Here is a 20,306-nt window from a genome sequence, read left to right on the forward strand (position 1 = left end):
GTGGACGTCACACCCCGTTCTTCAAGGGCTACCGTCCGCAGTTCTACTTCCGCACGACGGACGTGACGGGCACGGTGAAGCTGCCGGAGAACGTCGAGATGGTGATGCCGGGCGACAACATCGCGATCGAGGTGGAGCTGATCACCCCGGTGGCGATGGAGAAGGAGCTGCGCTTCGCGGTTCGCGAGGGCGGCCGCACGGTGGGCGCCGGCGTCGTGGCCGAGGTCATCGAGTAGTAGACCCCTTCCGGCTCCCTCGGACGTCCCTTCCGGGGAATTTCCAGGGAGCCGGAGGAAATCCAGTTGCATACACCGGGGCGGGATGGTAATCACCGCGCCCCTTCGTTCTGAAGAAACGGCTCTGTGACAACCAGGGGACGTCGGTCGTAGCGCCTCCCGAGGCGGTGGCACAGGGTTCGTTCTAAGAGGTTCTTGCGAATGGCGACACAGAAGATCCGCATCCGGTTGAAGGCATACGACTCGAAGCTCCTGGACCAGAGCGCTGGAGAGATCGTCGAGACGGCCAAGCGCACGGGCGCGAAGGTGGCCGGTCCGATCCCCCTTCCTACGCGCATCAACAAGTTCACGGTTCTGCGCTCGCCGCACGTGGACAAGAAGAGCCGCGAGCAGTTCGAGATCCGTACGCACAAGCGCCTGCTCGATATCCTCGAGCCCACGCAGCAGACGCTGGATGCGCTCATGAAGCTGGATCTGTCGGCCGGCGTTGACGTCGAGATCAAGTCCTAGGAAGCGGGTGGGCGTCCGAGTGGTTTCACTCCGACCCCCGCGAGGAAAGTGCCATGGCGAAGTTTGACGTTGTCGACCTGGATTTGAAGAAGGTGTCGGAGATCGAGCTCTCCGACGATGTCTTCGGCGCCGAGCCGAACACGCACCTCTTTTACGAGGTTGCGAAGATGCAGCAGATCAACCGGCGTCGCGGCACGGTGGGTGTGAAGAACACCTCGCTGGTCAGCGGCGGCGGCAAGAAGCCCTGGAAGCAGAAGGGCACCGGTCGCGCCCGCCAGGGTTCCATCCGCGCTTCCCACTGGGTGGGCGGCGGCAAGGCGATGGCTCCCAAGGCTCGCGACTACTTCTACCGTCCGCCCCGCAAGGTGCGCCGCGGTGCGCTGAAGTCCGCGCTGTCCCTGCGCGCCAAGGAGAAGACGCTCATCATCCTGAGCGGGTTCTCCCTGGACGCCCCCAAGAGCAAGCAGGCCTTCGAGGTGCTCACCAAGCGCCTGAAGCTGCAGAACGCCCTGGTGGTGGACGACAAGGGCAACACCAACCTGCACCGCAGCGTGCGCAACCTGGCGAAGTTCGACGTGCTGCCCCCCGAGGGTCTCAACCTCGAGGCGGTGCTGAAGCACTCGCACCTGGTTCTCACCTCCGCGGCCGCGAAGTCCCTCGAAGGGGCGCTCTCATGAATCTCAGTGACGTCATCAAGGGCCCGCTCATCACCGAGAAGCTGGACAAGGCCCGCGAGAAGTTCCGGCAGTATTCGTTCATCGTCGACCGCAAGGCCACCAAGCACGACGTGGCTCGCGCGGTGGAGACGCTGTTCAAGGTCACGGTCGAGGGCGTCCGCACGAACATCGTCCGCGGCAAGATCAAGCGCGTGGGTCGGAGCATCGGCAAGCGGCCCAACTTCAAGAAGGCGGTCGTCACCCTCAAGGAAGGCGACTCGATCGAACTCTTCGAGGGAGGGGCGGCCTGACGCTACGGCGTAAGGTCAGCCTGAGGAACACACCATGGGCATCAAGAAGTACAAGCCGACAAGCGCCGCCCGCCGTCTGATGACGGTGTCCGATTTCGCGGACATCACCAAGGACGCGCCCGAGAAGAAGCTGACCGAGCCGCTGAAGCGCTCGGGCGGCCGCAACGTCCACGGACACATCACCCGCCGTCACCAGGGCGGTGGTCACAAGCGCCGTTACCGCGTCATCGACTTCAAGCGTCGTGACAAGGACGGCGTGCCGGCCAAGGTCGTGGCGGTGGAGTACGACCCGAACCGCACCGCGAACATCGCGCTGCTGCACTACGCGGACGGCGAGAAGCGCTACATCCTGGCCCCCGTGGGCCTGAACGTGGGCGACACGCTCTTCGCCGGTGACCAGGCGGACATCCGTCCGGGCAACTCCCTGCCGCTGCAGAACATCCCGGTGGGTACGGTCATCCACAACGTGGAGCTCAAGCCGGGCCGCGGCGCGCAGATCATCCGTTCGGCCGGCACGTCTGGCCAGCTGATGGCGAAGGAGGGCCGCTACGCGCAGGTGCGCATGCCTTCCGGCTCCGTCCGCATGGTCCTCATCGAGTGCCGCGCCACCGTGGGCCAGGTGGGCAACATCGAGCACGAGATCATCCGCATCGGCAAGGCGGGTAAGAGCCGCTGGCTGGGCATCCGCCCGACGGTTCGTGGTCTCGCGATGAACCCCGTGGACCACCCGCACGGTGGTGGTGAGGGTAAGTCCGGTCAGGGTAACCCGCACCCGGTGTCGCCGTGGGGCAAGAAGACCAAGGGCCTCACCACGCGCACCAACAAGCGTACCGACAAGTTCATCGTGAGCGGCCGCCGCCAGGGCGCGCGCAGCCAGTAAGAGGATTCGCAAGCCATGGCTCGTTCGATCAAGAAGGGTCCGTTCGTCGACGACTTCCTCGTGAAGAAGATCGAGGACATGATCAAGACGAACAAGAAGACTGTCGTGAAGACGTGGTCCCGCCGCTCCACCATCCTGCCGGAGTTCGTGGGTCACACCTTCGCGGTGCACAACGGGAAGAAGTTCATCCCGGTGTTCGTCACGGAGAACATGGTCGGCCACAAGCTCGGCGAGTTCGCCCCGACGCGTACGTTCGGTGGTCACTCGGCGGAGAAGAAGGTCGCCAAGGCGCCGGGCAAGTAGCCAGGTGCATTGCCTGAGAAGCTGAGGAGATGACCATGGAGTCGACTGCACATCTGCGTTTCCTGCGCATGAGCCCGCGCAAGCTGTCCACCGTCGCGGCGCTCGTCCGGGGCAAGCCCGTCGAGGCGGCCCTCAACATCCTGAAGTTCACCCCCCGCGCGGCGGCCCTCCCGGTGGAGAAGCTCATCAAGAGCGCCGTGGCCAACGCGACGGACAAGTCCAAGGGGCAGGTCGACGTGGACACGCTCTACGTCAAGACCATCTCCGTGGACCAGGGCCCCACCCAGCGCCGGTTCATGCCGCGCGCCATGGGCCGGGCAACCCCCATCAAGAAGAAGACCGCCCACGTTCACGTGGTGCTGGCCGAGGCCAAGAAGTAGGACCCGTCGGGCCCTGCCCGGACGCTTCAAGGAGATTCACGTTGGGACAGAAAGTTCATCCGATCGGGTTCCGGCTTGGCGTCATCAAGACCTGGGACTCCAAGTGGTTCGAGCACAAGAACTACGCGCAGTGGCTGCATGAGGACATCCGCATCCGCGAGTTCGTGAAGAAGTCGCTGAACCACGCGGGCGTGTCCAAGGTGGAGATCGAGCGCGCCGCCAACAAGGTGAAGGTCAACGTCCACACCGCGCGCCCGGGTATCGTCATCGGCAAGCGCGGCGCGGGCATCGAGACGGTGAAGAAGGACCTCCAGCAGTTCACGAAGAACGAGGTCTTCCTCAACATCGTCGAGGTCCGCAAGGCGGAGACCGACGCGCAGCTCGTGGCGGAGAACATCGCCACGCAGCTCGAGCGCCGCATCGCCTTCCGCCGCGCCATGAAGAAGGCGCTGCAGACGGCCATGAAGTTCGGCGCCAAGGGCATCCGCGTGGCCTGCTCGGGCCGCCTGGGTGGCGCGGAGATGGCTCGCTACGAGTGGTACCGCGAGGGCCGCGTGCCCCTGCACACCCTCCGCGCGGACATCGACTACGGCTTCGCCGAGGCCAAGACGACCTACGGCAAGATTGGCTGCAAGGTCTGGGTCTGCAAGGGCGAGGTCCTCCCGGGTAAGGGTGGCCAGGCCCCCATGCCCTCCAACCGGTAAGAGCCCGCTTGCGCCCGGTGCCCTCGAACAGGGGGCACCCGGAGCAGGGCAGTGAAGGACCACGACGATGCTTCAGCCTGCACGTACGAAGTACCGCAAGATGCACAAGGGCCGCACGCCCGGCGCCGCGCACCGTGGCAGCGACCTGACCTACGGTGAGTACGGCCTGATGAGCCTCCAGCCGGGGTGGATCACCTCCCGGCAGATCGAGGCGGCCCGTATCACGATGACCCGTCACGTGAAGCGTGGCGGCAAGATCTGGATCCGGATCTTCCCGGACAAGCCCATCACCAAGAAGCCCGCCGAGACTCGTATGGGTACCGGCAAGGGTGGCGTGGAGTACTACGTCGCGGTGGTGAAGCCCGGTCGCATCCTCTACGAGATGGAGGGTATGACCCCGGAGGTGGCGACGCAGGCGCTGAAGCTGGCGCAGGCGAAGCTGCCGGTGCTGACCCGCATCGTGAAGCGCTCGGATCTGAGCCTCTAGGCACCGCGGCGGGAGCCCCTCTCGAGCGGGCTCCCGCACGCATGTGGAGATTGCAATGGCGACTTCGAAGGAACTGAGGGACCTGTCGGCGGACGACCTGCAGCGGCGGGCGACGGAGCTGCGCGAGACGCTGTTCCAGGACCAGCTGAAGCGGCGGACCGGCTCGCTGGACAGCCCGGCGGAGCGGACCCAGCACCGGCGCGACCTGGCCCGGGTGCTCGGCGTGCTCAGCGAGAAGCGGAAGACGTCGAAGGGCTAGCCCTCGACGTGGGACACCAAGCGCGCTCGCCCGGAAGCGGGTGCGTGCGGCCATCCGGGAGTGCGAGAGCGCCCGGGTGCATGAGAGACAGTGAGAGAACAGATGGCTGAAACGACTGAAGCACCCAAGGCTGAGACCTCCACCCGCGGTCGTCCCAAGACGCGCGTGGGCATCGTGACCTCCAACAAGATGCAGAAGACGGTGGTCGTCACCGTCCAGCGTCGGGCTCCGCACCCGAAGTACGGGAAGATCATGAGCCTGCGCGAGAAGTACAAGGCGCACGTGGAGGACCACGACTACCCGAAGAAGGTCACCATCAACGAGGGTGACCGGGTCCGGATCGCCGAGACCAAGCCCGCTTCGAAGGACAAGCGCTGGCGCGTGGTCGAGGTGCTGGAGAAGAGCAAGAACGTCTAGCACGCACCTCCACCCGGGCCCTCGTGAGACGGCCTGGTGGAGCCACCGGCGATAGGAGATTCTCAGATGATTCAGATGACGAGCGTGCTCGACGTGGCGGACAACTCGGGCGCGAAGAAGGTGTTCTGCATCAAGGTGCTCGGCGGTTCGAAGCGCAAGTACGCGTCCATCGGCGACGTCATCGTCGTGTCGATCCGCGAGGCGCTGCCCAACTCGAAGGTGAAGAAGGGTGACGTCGCCAAGGCGGTCATCGTTCGCACCAAGCGCGAGGTGGGTCGTCCCGACGGCAGCTTCATCAAGTTCGACGGCAACTCCGCGGTCCTCATCAACAAGGACATGGAGCCCATTGGCACGCGCATCTTTGGCCCTGTGGCCCGTGAGCTGCGCGCCCGTAAGTTCATGAAGATCATCTCGCTGGCGCCCGAAGTCCTCTGAGGGGACCCCAGGCCGGACGGCGAGCAGCCAGAGAGAGGAAGCCATGCAGAAGATGAAGGTGGGAGACACGGTCCAGGTCATGGCCGGGGCCGAGGCCTCCGAGAAGAGCGCTGCGACCAAGCGCGGCAAGGTGCTGAAGATCGACCGCGAGGCGGGTCGCGTCACGGTCGAGGGTCTGCGTCTGGTCAAGCGCCATCTGCGCAAGACCGCCCAGAGCCCCGAGGGTGGCATTGTCGAGAAGCCCGGCACCATCGCCCTGGCGAACGTCCAGGTGGTGTGCGCCAAGTGCGACAAGCCGACCCGTGTGGGTATCCGGGCCGAGGGCGAGAAGCAGAAGCGGTTCTGCAAGAACTGCGACGCCCTGATTGACTAGGAGTCCCTGTTGGGGCATGTATGCGCGCCCTTCTGTCCACCCAGGTGGGTGGGTAGAGGGGCGTGCAGGCTAGAGGGCCCAGGTATCGGACAGGGCCCTTGGGTTGTTCACGGATTTTCATCAGAAGGACTGATCGGACGCGCTGGGTCCACGACGGCGCCCCGAAGCAGAGGACACGACGATGGCTGACGAGAAGAAGGCCGAGCAGAAGGAAAAGAAGGCGAAGCGCGGCAAGAAGGAAGAGGCCAAGAAGGTTGGCTTCGCGGCGAACATCGAGGAAGGCCTCGAGAGCAAGCCGGCGCGCATGAAGGAGCGCTTCCGCAAGGAAGGCGTCCCCGCCCTCATGAAGGAGCTGGGTCTGAAGAACCCGATGCAGGTTCCCCGGCTCCAGAAGATCGTCGTCAACATGGGTCTGGGCGAGGCGCTCGCCAACAACAAGATCCTCGAGTCCGCGGTGGACCAGCTCGCGGCGATCACCGGTCAGAAGCCGATCGTGACGCGCGCCCGCAAGTCGATCGCGAACTTCAAGCTGCGCCAGGGGCAGGCCATCGGTGCCGCCGTCACGCTGCGCGGCGACCGCATGTTCGAGTTCATGGACCGCCTCATCACCGTGGCGCTGCCGCGCGTGCGTGACTTCAAGGGCGTGTCTCCGAAGGCATTCGACGGGAAGGGCAACTACACGCTCGGCGTCCGCGAGCAGATCATCTTCCCCGAAATCAACTACGACCAGATCGAGAAGGTGAAGGGGCTCAACATCAGCTTCGTCACCACCGCCCAGAACGACGAGCAGGGGCTGGCGCTGATGCGTCACTTCGGCATGCCGTTCCGCCAGTAAGCCCTCGAGCCAAGGACCTTAAAGACAATGGCCAAGCTCTCCAAGATCGCCCAGGCGAAGCGCAAGCCGAAGTTCTCGGTGCGCCAGTACAACCGCTGCCCGCTCTGCGGCCGTCCCCGCGCGTTCCTGCGCAAGTTCAAGATGTGCCGTATCTGCCTGCGCAACCGTGCGCTGCGCGGCGAGATCACCGGCGTCACCAAGTCGTCCTGGTGATGCGGTAGGGCAGGGCGCCCGGGATCCCCAGATGGGATCGCCAGGCGCCCTGGTCGTGCTCCACGAGGGGCACGGCGGAAGAAGCTTCAATGCAGTGAAGTGGCGACCGACGCGAACCCCCGGGATGGGCCCGGCAGGCGCGGTGGTCGCGAACGCGAGGTGCCCGGAGAGGGGCCTCGCCTCTGGAAGGTAGCCCATGCCGGTCAATGATCCCGTTGGCGACATGCTGACCCGCCTGCGCAATGCTTCGCGCGCGCGTCACGACAAGGTCGTCATCCCCCACTCGAAGCTCAAGCTCGAGATCATCAAGGTCCTCAAGGACGAGGGCTACATCGGGGAGTTCACCATCCACACCCAGGACGGCTCGCCGCAGAGCGAGATCACCGTTCAGCTCAAGTACGGGCCGGACCGCAGCCCCGCCATCACCGGCATCCGCCGCGTGTCGAAGCCGGGCCTCCGCCGCTACGTGGGCATCAACGACATCAAGCCGGTGCTGGGCGGAATGGGTATCTCCATCCTCTCCACCTCGCGCGGCATCCTGGTGGACTCCGAGGCCCGCAAGCAGAAGGCGGGCGGCGAGCTGCTCTGCACCGTCTACTAGCCAGCGGCCTGGTGGCCGCGCCTCGTGAGAGTGCGCGCCCCGGGCATACAGGACCGAGGCAACCATGAGTCGGATTGGAAAACTGGCGATCAAGCTCGGCGACAAGACGAAGGCCATCGTCGCCGGCCAGCAGGTGAACTTCGAGGGCCCCAAGGGCAAGCTGTCGGTGAAGCTGCCCATCAAGGTCAAGGTCGAGGTCAAGGACGGTCAGGTCACCGTGCAGCGCGAGGATGACTCCCGCGAGGCGCGCAGCCTGCACGGCCTGACCCGCACCATCCTCGCGAACGCCGCCAAGGGCGTGTCCACGGGCTTCGAGAAGAAGCTGGACATCCGTGGCGTCGGCTTCCGCGCCGAGGTGAAGGGCAAGGCGATCCACTTCTCGCTGGGCTACTCGCACCCCATCGTCTTCAACCTCCCCGAGGGTGTGACGGCGGAAGTGGACAAGCAGGCGCGCACCGAGGACAGCCTCCCCACCGTGGGCCTGACGCTGCGCTCGGCGGACAAGGAAGTGCTGGGCGCGACGGCGGTCAACATCCGCTCGCTGCGTCCGCCCGAGCCCTACAAGGGCAAGGGCATCAAGTACGCCGAGGAGCGCATCCGCCGTAAGGAGGGCAAGACCGGAACGACCTAGTCGTCCCGTCTGTCCTGAGTGGACTCAATCCCGCCGGGCCCTGGAGGCCTGGCGGCATCATCCGGCGGTGGAAGTCCGTATCGCCGCCGGAAGGAAAAGGAAGCAGCCATGCCGACGAAGATCGATCCCCGTCTCAAGAGGAAGAACCGCATCCGCAAGAAGTTGTCGGGCACGCCCGAGCGGCCGCGGCTCACCGTTTACAAGAGCCTCAAGCACATCTATGCGCAGGTGGTGGACGACACCACGGGCCGTACCCTCGCGTTTGCCTCGTCGCTGTCCAAGGAGCTGAAGGGCCAGGACGAAGGCGACAAGAAGGCGGACGCGAAGCGGGTGGGTTCGCTCATCGCGCAGCGGTGCAAGGCTGCCAACGTCGAGGCGGTGGTGTTCGACCGCAACGGCTTCCCCTATCACGGGCGTATCGCCGCCGTGGCTGATGCCGCGCGCGAGGCCGGGCTGAAGTTCTAGCTTTCGAAAGGATTTCCAAGTGGCAACTCCGATCAATCCGAACGATCTGGACCTCACCGACCGCGTGGTGAACATCAACCGCGTCGCCAAGGTCGTGAAGGGCGGCCGCCGGTTCTCGTTCGCCGCCCTGGTGGTGGTGGGTGATGGCGCCGGTCACGTGGGCGTGGGCCTGGGCAAGGCCAACGAGGTCCCCGAGGCCATCCGCAAGGGTGGCGAGAACGCGAAGAAGAACCTGTTCCGCGTTCCGCTGATGGGTCACACGATTCCGCACGAGGTGCTCGGGCACTTCGGCGCCGGCTGGGTGCTGCTCAAGCCGGCCAGCGAAGGTACGGGCGTCATCGCCGGCGGCGCGGTCCGCGCGGTGCTCGAGGCAGCGGGTATCCGCAACATCCTGACCAAGAGCCAGGGCTCGCGGAACCCCCACAACGTGCTGAAGGCCACGGTGGCGGGCCTGAAGCAGCTGCGCAGCGCGGCCCAGGTGTCGCGCCTGCGTGGCAAGGACGTCGAGTCGGCGAAGCTCGCCGGGGAGCAGAGGGGCTAGTCATGGCGCTCAAGGTCAAGCTGACGAAGAGCTACGCGGGCGCTTCCGAGGACATGCTGGGCACGATCAAGGGCCTGGGTCTGAAGAAGTTCGGTGACGAGCGCCTGCTCAAGGACACGCCGGCCATTCGTGGCATGGCGTTCAAGGTGAAGCACCTGGTCTCCCTGGAGACGGTGTCCACCGAGGCGCCGGCGCCGAAGCGCCGCAAGCCGCGCAAGATCGCCCTGCGGGATCGCGCGCGCGCCTACCAGGCCAAGCAGGACAAGGCCTGAGACGAGAGGACCCAAGACAATGAGCACTCTGCACGGTTTGAAGCGTCCCTCGCGCTCGTGGCACCGCAAGAAGCGGGTGGGCCGCGGCCAGGGTTCCGGCCTGGGCAAGACGGCCGGTCGTGGTGGCAAGGGTCAGAAGGCCCGCACCGGCAACATGCGGTTCGAGGGCTTCGAGGGCGGCCAGAGCCCGCTCCAGCGCCGCCTGCCGAAGTTCGGCTTCAACTCCCCCAACCGCACGATGTACGCGGTGGTGAACCTCGCTGACGTGGAGGCCCACTTCGAGGCGGGCGCCACGGTGGACGAGGCCGGCCTGAAGAAGGCGGGGCTGGTGAAGGGCCGCTACGACGGCGTGAAGCTGCTGGGCCAGGGCGAGCTGACCAAGAAGGTCACCGTCCGGGTCCACAAGGCCTCCGAGGCCGCGAAGTCCGCGGTCGAGAAGGCGGGCGGCGCGGTGGACGTCCTGCCGCTCATGGCGCACAAGCCGGAGTCGGCCGCCAAGGCCCACGCGGGCAAGGGCGTCAAGGCTCCTCGGCAGCCCAAGGCCTGAGCATGTCCGGCGCGCATCACTTGTCGGTGGTGCGCGCCATTTCGCTTGTGTAGGCTTCTGCGCCCCTTTCCCGTCCGTGGAACAGGGGCGTTTTGTCGTCCTGGCAGAACCCTCACGAAGAGGATGGCTACCCCGTGGCTCTGAATGCCTTCGCCAACGTCTTCCGTATCGCGGAGCTGCGCAGCCGGCTGGCTTACACGCTCGCCCTGCTGGCGGTCTACCGCATCGGCATCTTCATCAACACCCCAGGTGTGGACCGCGCGGCGATGAACGCGTTCATGGACGCCCAGAAGCAATCGGGTGGCCTGGTCTCGCTGTTCAACCTGTTCTCCGGCGGCGCGCTGGAACAGATGTCCATCTTCGCCCTGGGCATCATGCCGTACGTCAGCGCCTCCATCATCATGCAGCTGCTGGCCGTGGTCATCCCGAGCCTGGAGCGCCTGCAGAAGGAAGGCGCGGCGGGGCGGCAGAAGATCAACCAGTACACGCGCTACGGCACCATCGTCCTGTCCGTCATCCAGGGCGTGGCCATCTCCCAGTACCTGGCGTCGCTGGGCCGCTCCGACGGTGGCCAGAGCGGCTTCAACCAGGTGGTCGTCCCGGACAACAGCGTCTGGTTCACCTTCATGACGGTCATCAGCCTGACGGCTGGCACGGCCTTCATCATGTGGCTGGGTGAGCGCATCACCGAGCGCGGCATCGGCAACGGCATCTCCCTCATCATCTTCGCGGGCATCGTGGCGGGCGTGCTTCCCGGCGGCAAGACGCTGCTGGACCTGACCCGGCAGGAGGTCGTGACGGTGGCCGAGGTCCTGGCGCTGCTGGCGTTCATGCTCGTCATCATCGCGGTGGTCGTCTACATGGAGCGCGGCATGCGCCGCATCCCCATCCAGTACGCCAAGCGCATGGCGGGCCGCCGGATGTTCGCCGGTCAGGCCACGTACTTCCCGATGAAGGTGAACGCCTCCGGCGTCATCCCGCCCATCTTCGCCGGCGCCGTGCTGTCCTTCCCGGCGACGCTGGGGACGTGGTTCCCGTTCCTGCAGGGCTTCCAGCGGGCCATCGAGGGCAACCTCTGGATCTACAACGGCCTGTTCGTGCTGCTGGTCATCTTCTTCGCGTACTTCTACACCGCGCTGACCTTCCGCCCGGACGACGTGGCCGACAACATCAAGAAGCAGGGTGGCTACATCCCCGGCATCCGTCCGGGTCGCCAGACGGCGGAGTTCATCGAGCGCGTGCTGAACCGGCTCACGTTCGGTGGTGCGTTGTACCTGGCGGTCATCTGCGTGATTCCGTCCGTCATCAGCGGCTTGCTGAACGTGCCCTTCCGCTTCGGCGGCACCGCGCTGCTCATCGTCGTGGGCGTGGCGCTGGACACGGTGCAGCAGATCGAGGGTCACCTCATCAGCCGCAACTACGAAGGCTTCGCCGGGCCGCGTGGCCCTCGCATCCGCGGCCGGGTGCGCGTGGCGGCCTGAGTCTCGACGTTCGCATCCCGGGCGCCTCTCCTCGTCGTGGGGAGGGGCGCCTCGTCGTTCAAGCTATCCGGTGGTGCACACGGGGGGCGCATGGGAGCTTCGTGGCCGACGACTTCCGTGCCTTCCTTGGGAGCTGAGAGGAGCACATGAACCTGATCCTGTTGGGACCGCCGAACGCGGGGAAGGGTACCCAGGCGAAGAAGCTCTTCGCCGACTTCCACATCCCGCAGATTTCGACCGGCGACATCCTGCGCAAGGCGGTGGCGGATGGCACGGAGATGGGGAAGATCGCGGGGCCGCTGATGGCGGCGGGCCAGTACGTGCCGGATGACGTCGTCATCGGCATCGTCAAGGACCGCCTGAAGCACGCGGACGTGGCCAACGGCTTCGTCCTCGATGGCTTTCCCCGGACGCCGGCCCAGGCCGACGCGCTGGACAAGATGCTGTCCGGGCTGGGCAAGCGCCTGGACGCGGTCATCTCGCTCGAGGTGCCACACAAGACGCTGGTGGAGCGCGGCTCCGGGCGCCGGGTGTGTCCGGCCGACGGCAGCGTCTACCACGTGGACCAGAGCCCGCCGAAGCGGGCCGGCTTCTGCGACAAGTGCGGCACGGGGCTGGTGCAGCGCCCGGACGACATGCCGGACGTCATCGAGAAGCGGCTGCAGAAGTACGACGCGGAGACGTCGCCGCTGAAGGACTTCTACGCGAAGAAGGGCATCCTCAAGAGCGTGGACGGCGTGGGTTCGCCGGACGGCATCTACGAGGAGATCAAGGCGGCGGCGGGCAAGGGCCGCGGCTGAGGGCCGGACCGGTCAGCGGGCGGGCAGGGGGCCCTTGCGGCCCTCCCGGACGCTGACCACCCGTTCCTGCTGGAGCGCGAGAGGCGGAGCGGAGCACGCGATGAGCCAGGCGGAGATCAAGTCCCCGGAGGAGATCGCCTTGATGCGCAAGGCGGGGCGGATCGTCTCGGAGATCCTGGACGCGCTGGAGAAGGCGGTCGCCCCGGGCGTCACGACCTGGGAGCTGGACGCCCTGGCCGAGCAGTTGATCGCGGAGAAGGGGGCTCGGCCCGCCTTCAAGGGGTACCTGGGGTTCCCGTGTGTGTTGTGCGCCTCCATCAACGAGGAGGTGGTGCACGGCATCCCCAGCCGGAAGCGGAAGCTGGTCGAAGGCGACCTGATGAAGCTGGACTTCGGCGTGTCGTACAAGGGGTGGTTCGGGGACTCCGCCCGGACGGTGCCGGTGGGGAAGGTGAGCGCGGCGGCACAGGCGCTGGTGGACGCCACCCGGGAGTCGTTGCACAAGGCCATCCAGGTGATGAGGCCCGGCAACCGGATTGGTGATATTGGACAGGCCGTCCAGCGACACGTGGAGGCGCGGGGCTATTCGGTCGTCCGGGACTTCACCGGACATGGGATTGGCCGGAAGCTGCACGAGCACCCCCACGTGCCCAACCACGGGCAGGCGGGCGGGGGCATGAAGCTGCGGCCGGGGATGGTGCTGGCGGTGGAGCCCATGGTGAACCAGGGCACCTATGAAGTGGAGCTGCTGGAGGACGACTGGACGGCGGTGACGGCGGACGGCAAGTTGTCCGCGCATTTCGAGCACACCATCCTCATCACCGACAGCGGTGCAGAGATCCTCACCCGGAGCGCTTGAAAACGCAGGGACTGCGGGTGAAATAGGATGGTGTTACGGTGCGTTGGTAGGAATCCGAGTTTTCCTGCGCGCGGCGCTTGCCACTAGCGGACCAAAGTGCTATCCCGCCGCGCTTCCAAGAGGTTCGTGGTCCGGGAAGAGGGTTTGACGCTTGCCGAAGGATGATTCCATCGAAGTCGAGGGGACGGTGATGGAGCCCCTCCCCAACGCGATGTTCCGCGTGGTGCTGGACAATGGCCACAAGGTGCTCGCGCACATCTCGGGCAAGATGAGGATGCACTTCATCCGCATCCTCCCCGGTGACAAAGTGAAGGTCGAGCTGTCTCCATACGACCTGACGCGCGGACGGATCACGTACCGGGCGAAGTAGAACGGGCGGCCCCTCCAAGGTAGGGTGGGCGGCCCGCTGGCTTTTCATCTGTTCGAAGGAAGGAAGTTCGCTCCATGAAGGTTCGGGCGTCCGTCAAGAAGATCTGCGACAAGTGCAAGGTTGTCCGCCGCAAGGGTATCGTGCGCGTCATCTGCGCTTCCAACCCCCGGCACAAGCAGCGCCAGGGCTAGCAGCCGCAAGGCTGTTGGCTTCAGACCAACTCCACCCCAAAGGAATACCGAAGATGGCTCGTATCGCCGGCATCGACCTGCCGCCCAACAAGCGCGCCGTGATCTCGCTCCAGTACATCTACGGGATCGGCAACAAGTCCGCGCACGACATCATCGAGGCGGCGGGCATCGACCCCACCACCCGGACCAAGGACCTCACCGAGGATCAGGCTCGCAAGATCCGTGAGATCATCGAGGCCAGCTACAAGGTGGAGGGCGACCTCCGGCGCGAAGTGACGATGAACATCAAGCGCCTGATGGACCTGGGCTGCTACCGCGGCCTCCGTCACCGCAAGGGTCTGCCCGTGCGTGGCCAGCGTACCCACACCAACGCGCGTACCCGCAAGGGTCCCAAGCGCGGCATCGTCCGGGCGAAGCCGGCCGCTCCGGCCCGGTAAACCTCAGCGTGGGTGCCTGAGGCACCCGCGTCGATCACCTCCTCCCAGGAGCAGCAACTCACATGGCTGACGAGACCAATACTTCGGCTGCGGCGCCCGCGGGTGCCGAGGGCGAGGCCCCTGCCGCGAAGAAGGCGAAGCGCAAGGGCAAGAAGAGCATTCTGAACGGCGTGGTCCACATCCAGTCCACGTTCAACAACACCATCATCACGATCACGGACGTGTCCGGGAACGTGATCTCCTGGTCCTCCGCCGGCGCGCGTGGCTTCAAGGGAAGCCGCAAGTCCACGCCGTTCGCGGCCCAGGTGGCCGCTGGCGACGCCGCGGCGAAGGCGATGGAGCACGGCCTGAAGAACGTGTCCGTGTTCGTGAAGGGTCCGGGCGCGGGCCGTGAGTCGGCGCTGCGCGCGCTGGCCGCCGCCGGGCTGAAGATCAACCTCATCCGCGACGTGACGCCCATCCCGCACAACGGGTGCCGTCAGCCCAAGCGCCGCCGCGTCTAACCCCTTCGTCCGGGCCGCCTTCGCGCTTCCGGGCGTGAGGGCGGCTCCAGACCACCTCTAAGGAGAAGTCAGTGGCCCGTTACACCGCGAGCGCCTGCCGCATCTGCCGGCGCGAAAACCTCAAGATGTACCTGAAGGGCGACCGCTGCTACACGGACAAGTGTGCCATCGAGCGCCGCCCGTATCCCCCCGGTCAGCACGGCCAGGGCCGCGTGAAGTTCTCTGGCTACGGCGTGCAGCTGCGCGAGAAGCAGAAGGTCAAGCGCATGTACGGCCTGCTGGAGAACCAGTTCCGCGGCTACTACCACCGCGCGTCCGCCGCCAAGGGCAAGACGGGTGAGAACCTGCTCCAGCAGCTCGAGCTCCGTCTGGACAACGTGGTGTTCCGCATGGGCTTCGCGGACACGCGCAACGAGGCGCGCCAGCTGGTGCGTCACGGCCACTTCCAGGTGAACGGCCGCAAGGTGAACATCCCCTCGTTCTCCATCAAGCCGGGCACGACGGTCGAGGTGGTGGAGAAGAGCCGCAAGGTGCTGCGCATCGCCGAGGCGCTCGAGACGGTGGATCGCCGTGGCGTTCCGCAGTGGATCGACCTGGACAAGAAGGCGTTCAAGGGCACGGTCAAGACGGTCCCGAACCGCGAGGACCTGACGATGCCCATCCAGGAGCAGCTCATCGTGGAGCTCTACTCCAAGTAGTCCTGTCGCCGGGCGACATACCCGCCTGGACGTCGCAAACGCGCCCTGGCCGAAGAGGCCGGGGCGTCGTGCTTTGTGCAGTCCCCACGTGCCCATCCTCCCGCCGCGCTGGTGGGTAAGTCGGTGGTGGCGCACGGTTCGAAAGGCCGTACATCATGGCAGATACGTTCGTTGCGAAGAACTGGCGTGACCTCATCAAGCCGCGCCGCATGGAAGTGGACCAGGACAGCCTGTCCCCCACGTACTGCAAGTTCGTCGCGGAGCCGCTGGAGCGTGGCTTCGGCACCACCCTGGGCAACTCGCTGCGCCGGGTGCTGCTGTCGTCGCTGCAGGGCGCGGCCATCACCTCCGTGAAGATCGAGGGCGTGGACCACGAGTTCACGACCATCCCCGAGGTCTCCGAGGACGTCACCGACGTCGTGCTGAACCTGAAGGAAGTCCTCCTTCGGATGCACACGAACGAGACGAAGACGCTGCGCATCGAGGCGGAGGGCCCCAAGGAGGTGAAGGCGGGTGACATCATCGCCGACGCCGACGTGGAGATCCTCAACCCCGGTCACCACATCTGCACCATCTCCGAGGGTGGCAAGCTGCGCATGGAGCTGTCGTGCCGCCGCGGCCGTGGCTACGTCCCGGCGACGGTGAACAAGGTGGCGGGTTCGCCCATCGGCACCATCCCCATCGACTCGCTGTTCTCGCCCATCCGCAAGGTGAACTACCAGGTCACCAACGCGCGCGTCGGGCAGGTCACGGACTTCGACAAGCTGTCGCTCGAGGTCTGGACGGACGGCTCCGTGACCCCTCAGGACGCGGTGGCCTACGCGGCGAAGATCATCAAGGAGCAGCTGACCGTCTTCGTGAACTTCGACGAGACCGAGGAGCCGGTCATCGCCGAGGCGCCGAAGGAGGAGGCGAAGCTGAACGAGAACCTGTTCCGCTCGGTGGACGAGCTGGAGCTGTCGGTGCGTTCGGCCAACTGCCTGCAGCAGGCCAACATCAAGACCATCGGCGACCTGGTGCAGCGCACCGAGGCCGAGATGCTCAAGACGAAGAACTTCGGCCGCAAGTCCTTGAAGGAGATCAAGGAGATCCTCGCGGAGATGGGCCTGTCGCTGGGCATGAAGCTGGAGAACTGGCCGCCGAAGCAGGCGCCGGCGCCCGCGCAGCCGAAGGTGTAGTGTTCACGCAGGACCTCCCTTCGCGCCCGCGACATGGTCGCAGGCGGGGCGAGGGGAGGGGAGTTGGACGGAAGCACGTCCCACTCCGAATGGCGGCGGCGGGCCCCGTGTCGGGTCCGCCCTTCCCACCCGGTACCTGATACGGCCGGAGTGGTGGGCCCCCTGACGGGGGCCGGAGCACGACGATGCGTCACAAGGTCGGACAAAGGAAGCTGCACCGCACCACGAGCCACCGGCTCGCGATGCTCAACAACATGGTCACCTCGCTGCTCGAGCACCAGGCCATCCGCACCACGCTTCCCAAGGCCAAGGAGGCCCGGAAGCTGGCGGAGCGCATCATCACGCTGGGTAAGCGTGGTGGTCTCTCCAACGTGCGCCTGGCGGCCCGGACCGTGAAGGACCGTGACGTGCTGCAGAAGGTCTTCAGCGAGTACAAGGAGCGTTACGCCAGCCGTCCCGGTGGCTACACCCGCATCGTGCGCCTCGGCTTCCGCCGTGGCGACGCGGCGGAGATGGCGCTGCTGGAGCTGGTGGACCGCCCGGAGAAGAAGGCCGGCGAGCCCGAGGCTCCCTCCACCGAGGAGACCAAGGCCGAGTAAGGCCGGGTCATCGAGTCCCTCCTGAAAGGGAGGGGCCGGTGGCGACGCGAGGGGCGCTCTTCCCACGGGGAGGGCGCCCTTCGTGTTTCCAGGGCCCTCCAGCGCGTCCTAGCGGGGCTTCTGGAGGCGCTCCCATTCCTTGCGGAGGTTCTCCGTCAGGTTGGCCTTGTCGTCGTTGGTGCGCATCTCCAGCGTCTCGAAGCGCAGGTCCGCGGGCGCCGCGCCGGCGCTGCCCATGAGCTGCTTGGGCGTCAGGGTGATGAACTCCCCCGGCCCCACGGCCGGCACCGCCGCGCGGTACTGCCCGTTGACGATGAGCGTGACGTCCTTCCACGCGTCGCGGCTCTCGTTCCAGATGGTGAGCGACGGGCGATCCATGCGCTCGCTGAGCACCAGCCGCGCGTCCATGTCGCCCGTCCGCACGGAGGTGCCGGGGCAGGCGATGGCGAGGCTGGCCGCGGACATCACCAGCCAGCCGGCGACGATGGAGGCCTTGTACTTGAAGAAGCGATCCCGCTGACGGAAGTCCGCCGCGAACTCCTTCAGGACGGCCAGGCCGTTGAGGAGCTGGTTCGACGCCTCGCCCGCCAGGCGCTTGCCGAGCGGGCCGTCCGCGCCGCCCTTCTGCAGAGGGGCGGCGCGGGCCGCGCTCATCACCCGGAGCGTGCCGGGGTTGGAGGGGGCTTTGGGCATCCCCGGACTGGTGGGCGTCCGGGGCTGGGTGCCAGGATTCGTTGGCGTGCGCGGAGATTTGCGACCGTCGCTCATCGGGCTCGGAGTGTAGAGGGCAGGGCCCGCTGGTGGCTACTGGCCCTTGAGGGATTGCAGCGCGCGCGAGGCCACCGCGTTCTCCGGCTGCGCCTCCAGTACCTTGGAGAGCCACCGCTCGGCCTCCCCCGCGGCCTCCTTGCGCGCCTGGGGCCGCGTGGACTTCTTCGCCTGCTCCGTGAAGAGCAGCCCCAGTCGCAGCGAGAACTCCACGTTCTCCGGGTCCTTTTCGACCACCCGACGCAGCTCGCGTTCGGCGGCGGGGTAGTCCCCCTCCAACTGGTAGACGAGGGCGAGCTTGCCCCGGGGAGGGACGGCGTCCGGCAGGAGCGAGACGGCGACGGAGAAGGCCTCGCGCGCGGCCGCGAGGTCTCGCCGCTCGAGGTGCAGGTCGCCCAGGCGGAACCAGGCGACGTCCAGCAGCGGGTGCAGGGTGATGGCGCGCTCGAAGGCGGTGCGGGCCGCGTCTGGGCGCTGGCGGGACAGGTACAGCTCGCCCAGGTAGAGCTGGTTCTTGCCGTCGCGCGGCGCGCTCTCGATGGCCTGCTTGAACTCGTCCACCGCGCGGCCCGCGTCATCCAGGCGCTGGTAGGCCAGGCCCAGCAGCGCGTGCACCACGGCGAGGTCCGGGTAGTCGTGCAGGACCTCCTCGAAGGCGACGATGGCGTGCTGGGGCGCGTCCAGGTCGTTGAGCAGGCGCAGGCCCTCCTCGAACTTGGCCTCCGCGGCCTTGGGGATGCCGTTGAAGGGGTTGGAGATCTGCTCCATCAGCGCGCGCGCGGTGGCGACGTCCGCGGGCGACGGGTGTCCACGCACCACCACGCCCAGCGCCTTCACCGCGCCGTCCAGGTCGCCGGTGCGGTGCAGCGCCTTGGCCAGGGGCAGGTGCCACGCGGTGCGGTCCGGCACGAGCGCCACGGCCCTGCGCAGGGGCTCCACCGCCGCGGCGTACTGCTCCGACTCCAGCCGCGCCACTCCGAGCCGGTAGTGGTACTCGCCGGTGTCGGGCGCCAGGGTGATGGCGCGCTCGAAGGCGGCCACCGCGGGGGCTCCCGCGTCGCGGGCCCGGGAGAAGAGGGCCAGGCCCAGCATGTACTGGTCCACCGCGCGTTCCTTGGAGCCGATGCGGGCCTGCAACTGGGCGATCCACGCGTCGGCGTGGCCGGCCTTCACCTGGGCCTCCGTCAGCATGCGGGCCACGTCCAGGTCCTCCGGGGCGCGGCCATGCAGGTCCCCGAGGATCCCCAGCGCCTTCTGGGGCTGGTTGTCGTCGAGGTAGGCGCGGGCCTTGGAGCGGTCGTCGGACGGACGCTGGACGGTGCCCGCGCCGCTGGCCTGGGTGTGGCCGCAGCCGGCGGTGACGAGGCCCAGGCCCAACACCGCGATGCGGGCCCAGGGGTGGAAACGGCGGACGTAGGTCGTCTTCACGGAAGGACGTCTCAGGCTGGGGTGGAAGCGCGAGAGGAGGTGGAGGCGCCAACGCCCTCGCGGCCGGCGACCGCGACGGCGTCCTCGGGATCTCCCCCCTTGCCCCCGAGCGACAGGCTGTCCGCGATGATGACCTCGCGCACGGCGCGGGCCAGTCCCTCGCGATCCCCCTCGTCGAAGCACGTGGTGTCGATGGGCTTGCCGATCTTCACGCGCACGGGGCCCGGGGTGATGTTCCAACTGTTCTTGGGCATCAGGGCGCCGGAGCCCTCGATGGTGACGGGGCAGACGGGGACGCGGGCCTTGAGGGCGAGCGCGAAGGGGCCCTTCTTGAAGGGCAGCACGCGGCCGTCCTCGGAGCGGGTGCCCTCCGGGTACAGGAAGATGCTGATGCCGCCGCGGATCTTCGCCGCCGCCCGGTCCAGCGACGCGATGGCCTTCGACCGCTCACCGCGGTTGACGAAGACGTGGCCGGCGAGGGCGAGGTACCAGCCGATGAGCGGCACCCACTTGAGCTGCTCCTTGGCCACGTAGCGGAACGCCACCGGCACCGCCATGAAGTGGGCGGGGATGTCGAGGGTGGACTGGTGGTTGGCCACGTAGATGGTGGGCCGGTTCGGGTCCACGTTCTCCTGGCCGATGACCTCGAGCTTCGCGCCGCCCGCCCACAGGAGCACCGGCGACCAGATCTCCCGGACGACCCAGAGCGAGTTCGAGGCCCGGAACGTGACGACCATCGCCAGGATGGCCAGGGGGAAACAGACGATCGTCCAGACGCCGGCCGTCAAAATGCAGAAGATCTTGCGCATCCCTCAGCCCCCCTCCGCGGGGCCGGAAGCGGGCCGGCGAGGGCGCGGCCCGTGGGCATGCCCGAAAGGCGCCACCGCTTCACGGCCGACCGGGCGGGTGCTCGCATCCCGAAGGGGAGCGACGCCCGG

The 20,306-nt window shown here is 66.9% G+C and carries 34 protein-coding genes; 31 read left to right on the top strand and 3 right to left on the bottom strand.

Going from position 1 to position 20,306, the window contains the following annotated elements; all coding sequences use genetic code 11:
• From LZ198_RS21995 to rplQ, 31 genes are all read left to right on the top strand, one after another.
• Positions 1 to 236: EF-Tu C-terminal domain-related protein (locus tag LZ198_RS21995; RefSeq protein ID WP_456094077.1), on the top strand; the 236-nt coding region annotated here is incomplete at its 5' end.
• Positions 237 to 437: 201 nt separating this feature from the next.
• The gene (gene rpsJ, locus LZ198_RS22000; protein ID WP_002633608.1) at positions 438 to 746 is read left to right on the top strand and encodes a 30S ribosomal protein S10; all 309 of its coding nucleotides are present in this window, start codon (positions 438 to 440) and stop codon (positions 744 to 746) included.
• Positions 747 to 799: 53 nt separating this feature from the next.
• The gene (rplD, locus tag LZ198_RS22005; protein ID WP_253973999.1) at positions 800 to 1,423 is read left to right on the top strand and encodes a 50S ribosomal protein L4; all 624 of its coding nucleotides are present in this window, start codon (positions 800 to 802) and stop codon (positions 1,421 to 1,423) included.
• A complete protein-coding gene (locus LZ198_RS22010; protein ID WP_206716909.1) occupies positions 1,420 to 1,713 on the top strand; it encodes a 50S ribosomal protein L23 in 294 nt (97 codons plus the stop codon). The genes rplD and LZ198_RS22010 overlap by 4 nt, the downstream gene beginning before the upstream one ends.
• Before the next feature lie 34 nt (positions 1,714 to 1,747).
• Positions 1,748 to 2,593 carry a 50S ribosomal protein L2 gene (gene rplB, locus LZ198_RS22015; protein ID WP_253974000.1) on the top strand — a complete coding sequence of 282 codons (846 nt, stop codon included), beginning with the start codon at positions 1,748 to 1,750 and terminating at the stop codon, positions 2,591 to 2,593.
• 15 nt (positions 2,594 to 2,608) lie between these two features.
• Positions 2,609 to 2,896, top strand: coding sequence for a 30S ribosomal protein S19 (rpsS, locus tag LZ198_RS22020; RefSeq protein WP_046714300.1), 288 nt, complete (start codon positions 2,609 to 2,611; stop codon positions 2,894 to 2,896).
• A gap of 35 nt (positions 2,897 to 2,931) precedes the next feature.
• The gene (rplV, locus tag LZ198_RS22025; protein WP_141327456.1) at positions 2,932 to 3,276 is read left to right on the top strand and encodes a 50S ribosomal protein L22; all 345 of its coding nucleotides are present in this window, start codon (positions 2,932 to 2,934) and stop codon (positions 3,274 to 3,276) included.
• A 41-nt stretch (positions 3,277 to 3,317) separates the two neighbouring features.
• On the top strand, positions 3,318 to 3,980 hold the full coding sequence (gene rpsC, locus LZ198_RS22030) for a 30S ribosomal protein S3 (protein WP_002633602.1): 663 nt from the start codon (positions 3,318 to 3,320) through the stop codon (positions 3,978 to 3,980).
• Between the two features lie 67 nt (positions 3,981 to 4,047).
• On the top strand, positions 4,048 to 4,467 hold the full coding sequence (rplP, locus tag LZ198_RS22035) for a 50S ribosomal protein L16 (RefSeq protein ID WP_234068632.1): 420 nt from the start codon (positions 4,048 to 4,050) through the stop codon (positions 4,465 to 4,467).
• Positions 4,468 to 4,510: 43 nt separating this feature from the next.
• Positions 4,511 to 4,726 (top strand): 50S ribosomal protein L29, encoded by a 216-nt coding sequence (gene rpmC / locus LZ198_RS22040; protein WP_253974001.1) that lies wholly within the window; start codon positions 4,511 to 4,513, stop codon positions 4,724 to 4,726.
• A 90-nt stretch (positions 4,727 to 4,816) separates the two neighbouring features.
• Positions 4,817 to 5,143 (top strand): 30S ribosomal protein S17, encoded by a 327-nt coding sequence (rpsQ, locus tag LZ198_RS22045; RefSeq protein WP_201768921.1) that lies wholly within the window; start codon positions 4,817 to 4,819, stop codon positions 5,141 to 5,143.
• Between the two features lie 66 nt (positions 5,144 to 5,209).
• On the top strand, positions 5,210 to 5,578 hold the full coding sequence (gene rplN / locus LZ198_RS22050) for a 50S ribosomal protein L14 (protein WP_046714296.1): 369 nt from the start codon (positions 5,210 to 5,212) through the stop codon (positions 5,576 to 5,578).
• A 43-nt stretch (positions 5,579 to 5,621) separates the two neighbouring features.
• Positions 5,622 to 5,951 (top strand): 50S ribosomal protein L24, encoded by a 330-nt coding sequence (gene rplX / locus LZ198_RS22055; protein WP_253974002.1) that lies wholly within the window; start codon positions 5,622 to 5,624, stop codon positions 5,949 to 5,951.
• Positions 5,952 to 6,255: 304 nt separating this feature from the next.
• Positions 6,256 to 6,786 carry a 50S ribosomal protein L5 gene (gene rplE, locus LZ198_RS22060; protein WP_253974164.1) on the top strand — a complete coding sequence of 177 codons (531 nt, stop codon included), beginning with the start codon at positions 6,256 to 6,258 and terminating at the stop codon, positions 6,784 to 6,786.
• 27 nt (positions 6,787 to 6,813) lie between these two features.
• Positions 6,814 to 6,999 carry a type Z 30S ribosomal protein S14 gene (locus LZ198_RS22065; protein WP_002633595.1) on the top strand — a complete coding sequence of 62 codons (186 nt, stop codon included), beginning with the start codon at positions 6,814 to 6,816 and terminating at the stop codon, positions 6,997 to 6,999.
• A gap of 196 nt (positions 7,000 to 7,195) precedes the next feature.
• A complete protein-coding gene (rpsH, locus tag LZ198_RS22070; RefSeq protein WP_253974003.1) occupies positions 7,196 to 7,600 on the top strand; it encodes a 30S ribosomal protein S8 in 405 nt (134 codons plus the stop codon).
• 64 nt (positions 7,601 to 7,664) lie between these two features.
• Positions 7,665 to 8,231 (top strand): 50S ribosomal protein L6, encoded by a 567-nt coding sequence (gene rplF / locus LZ198_RS22075; protein WP_253974004.1) that lies wholly within the window; start codon positions 7,665 to 7,667, stop codon positions 8,229 to 8,231.
• Between the two features lie 108 nt (positions 8,232 to 8,339).
• Complete coding sequence (gene rplR, locus LZ198_RS22080; RefSeq protein WP_234068627.1) at positions 8,340 to 8,696, top strand: 50S ribosomal protein L18; 357 nt, start codon at positions 8,340 to 8,342, stop codon at positions 8,694 to 8,696.
• Between the two features lie 19 nt (positions 8,697 to 8,715).
• The gene (rpsE, locus tag LZ198_RS22085) at positions 8,716 to 9,237 is read left to right on the top strand and encodes a 30S ribosomal protein S5 (protein WP_253974005.1); all 522 of its coding nucleotides are present in this window, start codon (positions 8,716 to 8,718) and stop codon (positions 9,235 to 9,237) included.
• Between the two features lie 2 nt (positions 9,238 to 9,239).
• Complete coding sequence (gene rpmD / locus LZ198_RS22090) at positions 9,240 to 9,509, top strand: 50S ribosomal protein L30 (protein WP_253974006.1); 270 nt, start codon at positions 9,240 to 9,242, stop codon at positions 9,507 to 9,509.
• Positions 9,510 to 9,528: 19 nt separating this feature from the next.
• The gene (gene rplO / locus LZ198_RS22095) at positions 9,529 to 10,056 is read left to right on the top strand and encodes a 50S ribosomal protein L15 (RefSeq protein ID WP_253974007.1); all 528 of its coding nucleotides are present in this window, start codon (positions 9,529 to 9,531) and stop codon (positions 10,054 to 10,056) included.
• Between the two features lie 134 nt (positions 10,057 to 10,190).
• On the top strand, positions 10,191 to 11,537 hold the full coding sequence (gene secY / locus LZ198_RS22100; protein WP_253974008.1) for a preprotein translocase subunit SecY: 1,347 nt from the start codon (positions 10,191 to 10,193) through the stop codon (positions 11,535 to 11,537).
• Positions 11,538 to 11,683: 146 nt separating this feature from the next.
• A complete protein-coding gene (locus LZ198_RS22105) occupies positions 11,684 to 12,337 on the top strand; it encodes an adenylate kinase (protein WP_253974009.1) in 654 nt (217 codons plus the stop codon).
• A 100-nt stretch (positions 12,338 to 12,437) separates the two neighbouring features.
• On the top strand, positions 12,438 to 13,196 hold the full coding sequence (gene map / locus LZ198_RS22110; RefSeq protein ID WP_253974010.1) for a type I methionyl aminopeptidase: 759 nt from the start codon (positions 12,438 to 12,440) through the stop codon (positions 13,194 to 13,196).
• A 151-nt stretch (positions 13,197 to 13,347) separates the two neighbouring features.
• Complete coding sequence (gene infA, locus LZ198_RS22115) at positions 13,348 to 13,566, top strand: translation initiation factor IF-1 (RefSeq protein ID WP_002614803.1); 219 nt, start codon at positions 13,348 to 13,350, stop codon at positions 13,564 to 13,566.
• A gap of 74 nt (positions 13,567 to 13,640) precedes the next feature.
• Positions 13,641 to 13,757, top strand: coding sequence for a 50S ribosomal protein L36 (gene rpmJ, locus LZ198_RS22120; RefSeq protein WP_002633586.1), 117 nt, complete (start codon positions 13,641 to 13,643; stop codon positions 13,755 to 13,757).
• 53 nt (positions 13,758 to 13,810) lie between these two features.
• Complete coding sequence (rpsM, locus tag LZ198_RS22125) at positions 13,811 to 14,194, top strand: 30S ribosomal protein S13 (RefSeq protein ID WP_015350165.1); 384 nt, start codon at positions 13,811 to 13,813, stop codon at positions 14,192 to 14,194.
• A 62-nt stretch (positions 14,195 to 14,256) separates the two neighbouring features.
• Positions 14,257 to 14,697 carry a 30S ribosomal protein S11 gene (rpsK, locus tag LZ198_RS22130; protein ID WP_015350164.1) on the top strand — a complete coding sequence of 147 codons (441 nt, stop codon included), beginning with the start codon at positions 14,257 to 14,259 and terminating at the stop codon, positions 14,695 to 14,697.
• A 71-nt stretch (positions 14,698 to 14,768) separates the two neighbouring features.
• Positions 14,769 to 15,395, top strand: a complete 627-nt coding sequence (gene rpsD, locus LZ198_RS22135; RefSeq protein WP_253974011.1) for a 30S ribosomal protein S4 — start codon at positions 14,769 to 14,771, stop codon at positions 15,393 to 15,395.
• A 155-nt stretch (positions 15,396 to 15,550) separates the two neighbouring features.
• The gene (locus tag LZ198_RS22140) at positions 15,551 to 16,573 is read left to right on the top strand and encodes a DNA-directed RNA polymerase subunit alpha (protein ID WP_253974012.1); all 1,023 of its coding nucleotides are present in this window, start codon (positions 15,551 to 15,553) and stop codon (positions 16,571 to 16,573) included.
• A 185-nt stretch (positions 16,574 to 16,758) separates the two neighbouring features.
• Positions 16,759 to 17,172, top strand: coding sequence for a 50S ribosomal protein L17 (rplQ, locus tag LZ198_RS22145; RefSeq protein ID WP_253974013.1), 414 nt, complete (start codon positions 16,759 to 16,761; stop codon positions 17,170 to 17,172).
• A gap of 108 nt (positions 17,173 to 17,280) precedes the next feature.
• On the opposite strand, the gene LZ198_RS22150 is transcribed toward rplQ, so the two are convergent.
• From LZ198_RS22150 to LZ198_RS22160, 3 genes are all read right to left on the bottom strand, one after another.
• The gene (locus LZ198_RS22150) at positions 17,281 to 17,865 is read right to left on the bottom strand and encodes a hypothetical protein (RefSeq protein WP_253974014.1); all 585 of its coding nucleotides are present in this window, start codon (positions 17,863 to 17,865) and stop codon (positions 17,281 to 17,283) included.
• 111 nt (positions 17,866 to 17,976) lie between these two features.
• Positions 17,977 to 19,368 carry a tetratricopeptide repeat protein gene (locus tag LZ198_RS22155; protein ID WP_253974015.1) on the bottom strand — a complete coding sequence of 464 codons (1,392 nt, stop codon included), beginning with the start codon at positions 19,366 to 19,368 and terminating at the stop codon, positions 17,977 to 17,979.
• An 11-nt stretch (positions 19,369 to 19,379) separates the two neighbouring features.
• Positions 19,380 to 20,177, bottom strand: a complete 798-nt coding sequence (locus LZ198_RS22160; protein ID WP_253974016.1) for a lysophospholipid acyltransferase family protein — start codon at positions 20,175 to 20,177, stop codon at positions 19,380 to 19,382.
• Between the last annotated feature and the right edge of the window lie 129 nt (positions 20,178 to 20,306).

The organism is Myxococcus dinghuensis, assembly GCF_024198235.1.
GTDB lineage: Bacteria > Myxococcota > Myxococcia > Myxococcales > Myxococcaceae > Myxococcus > Myxococcus dinghuensis.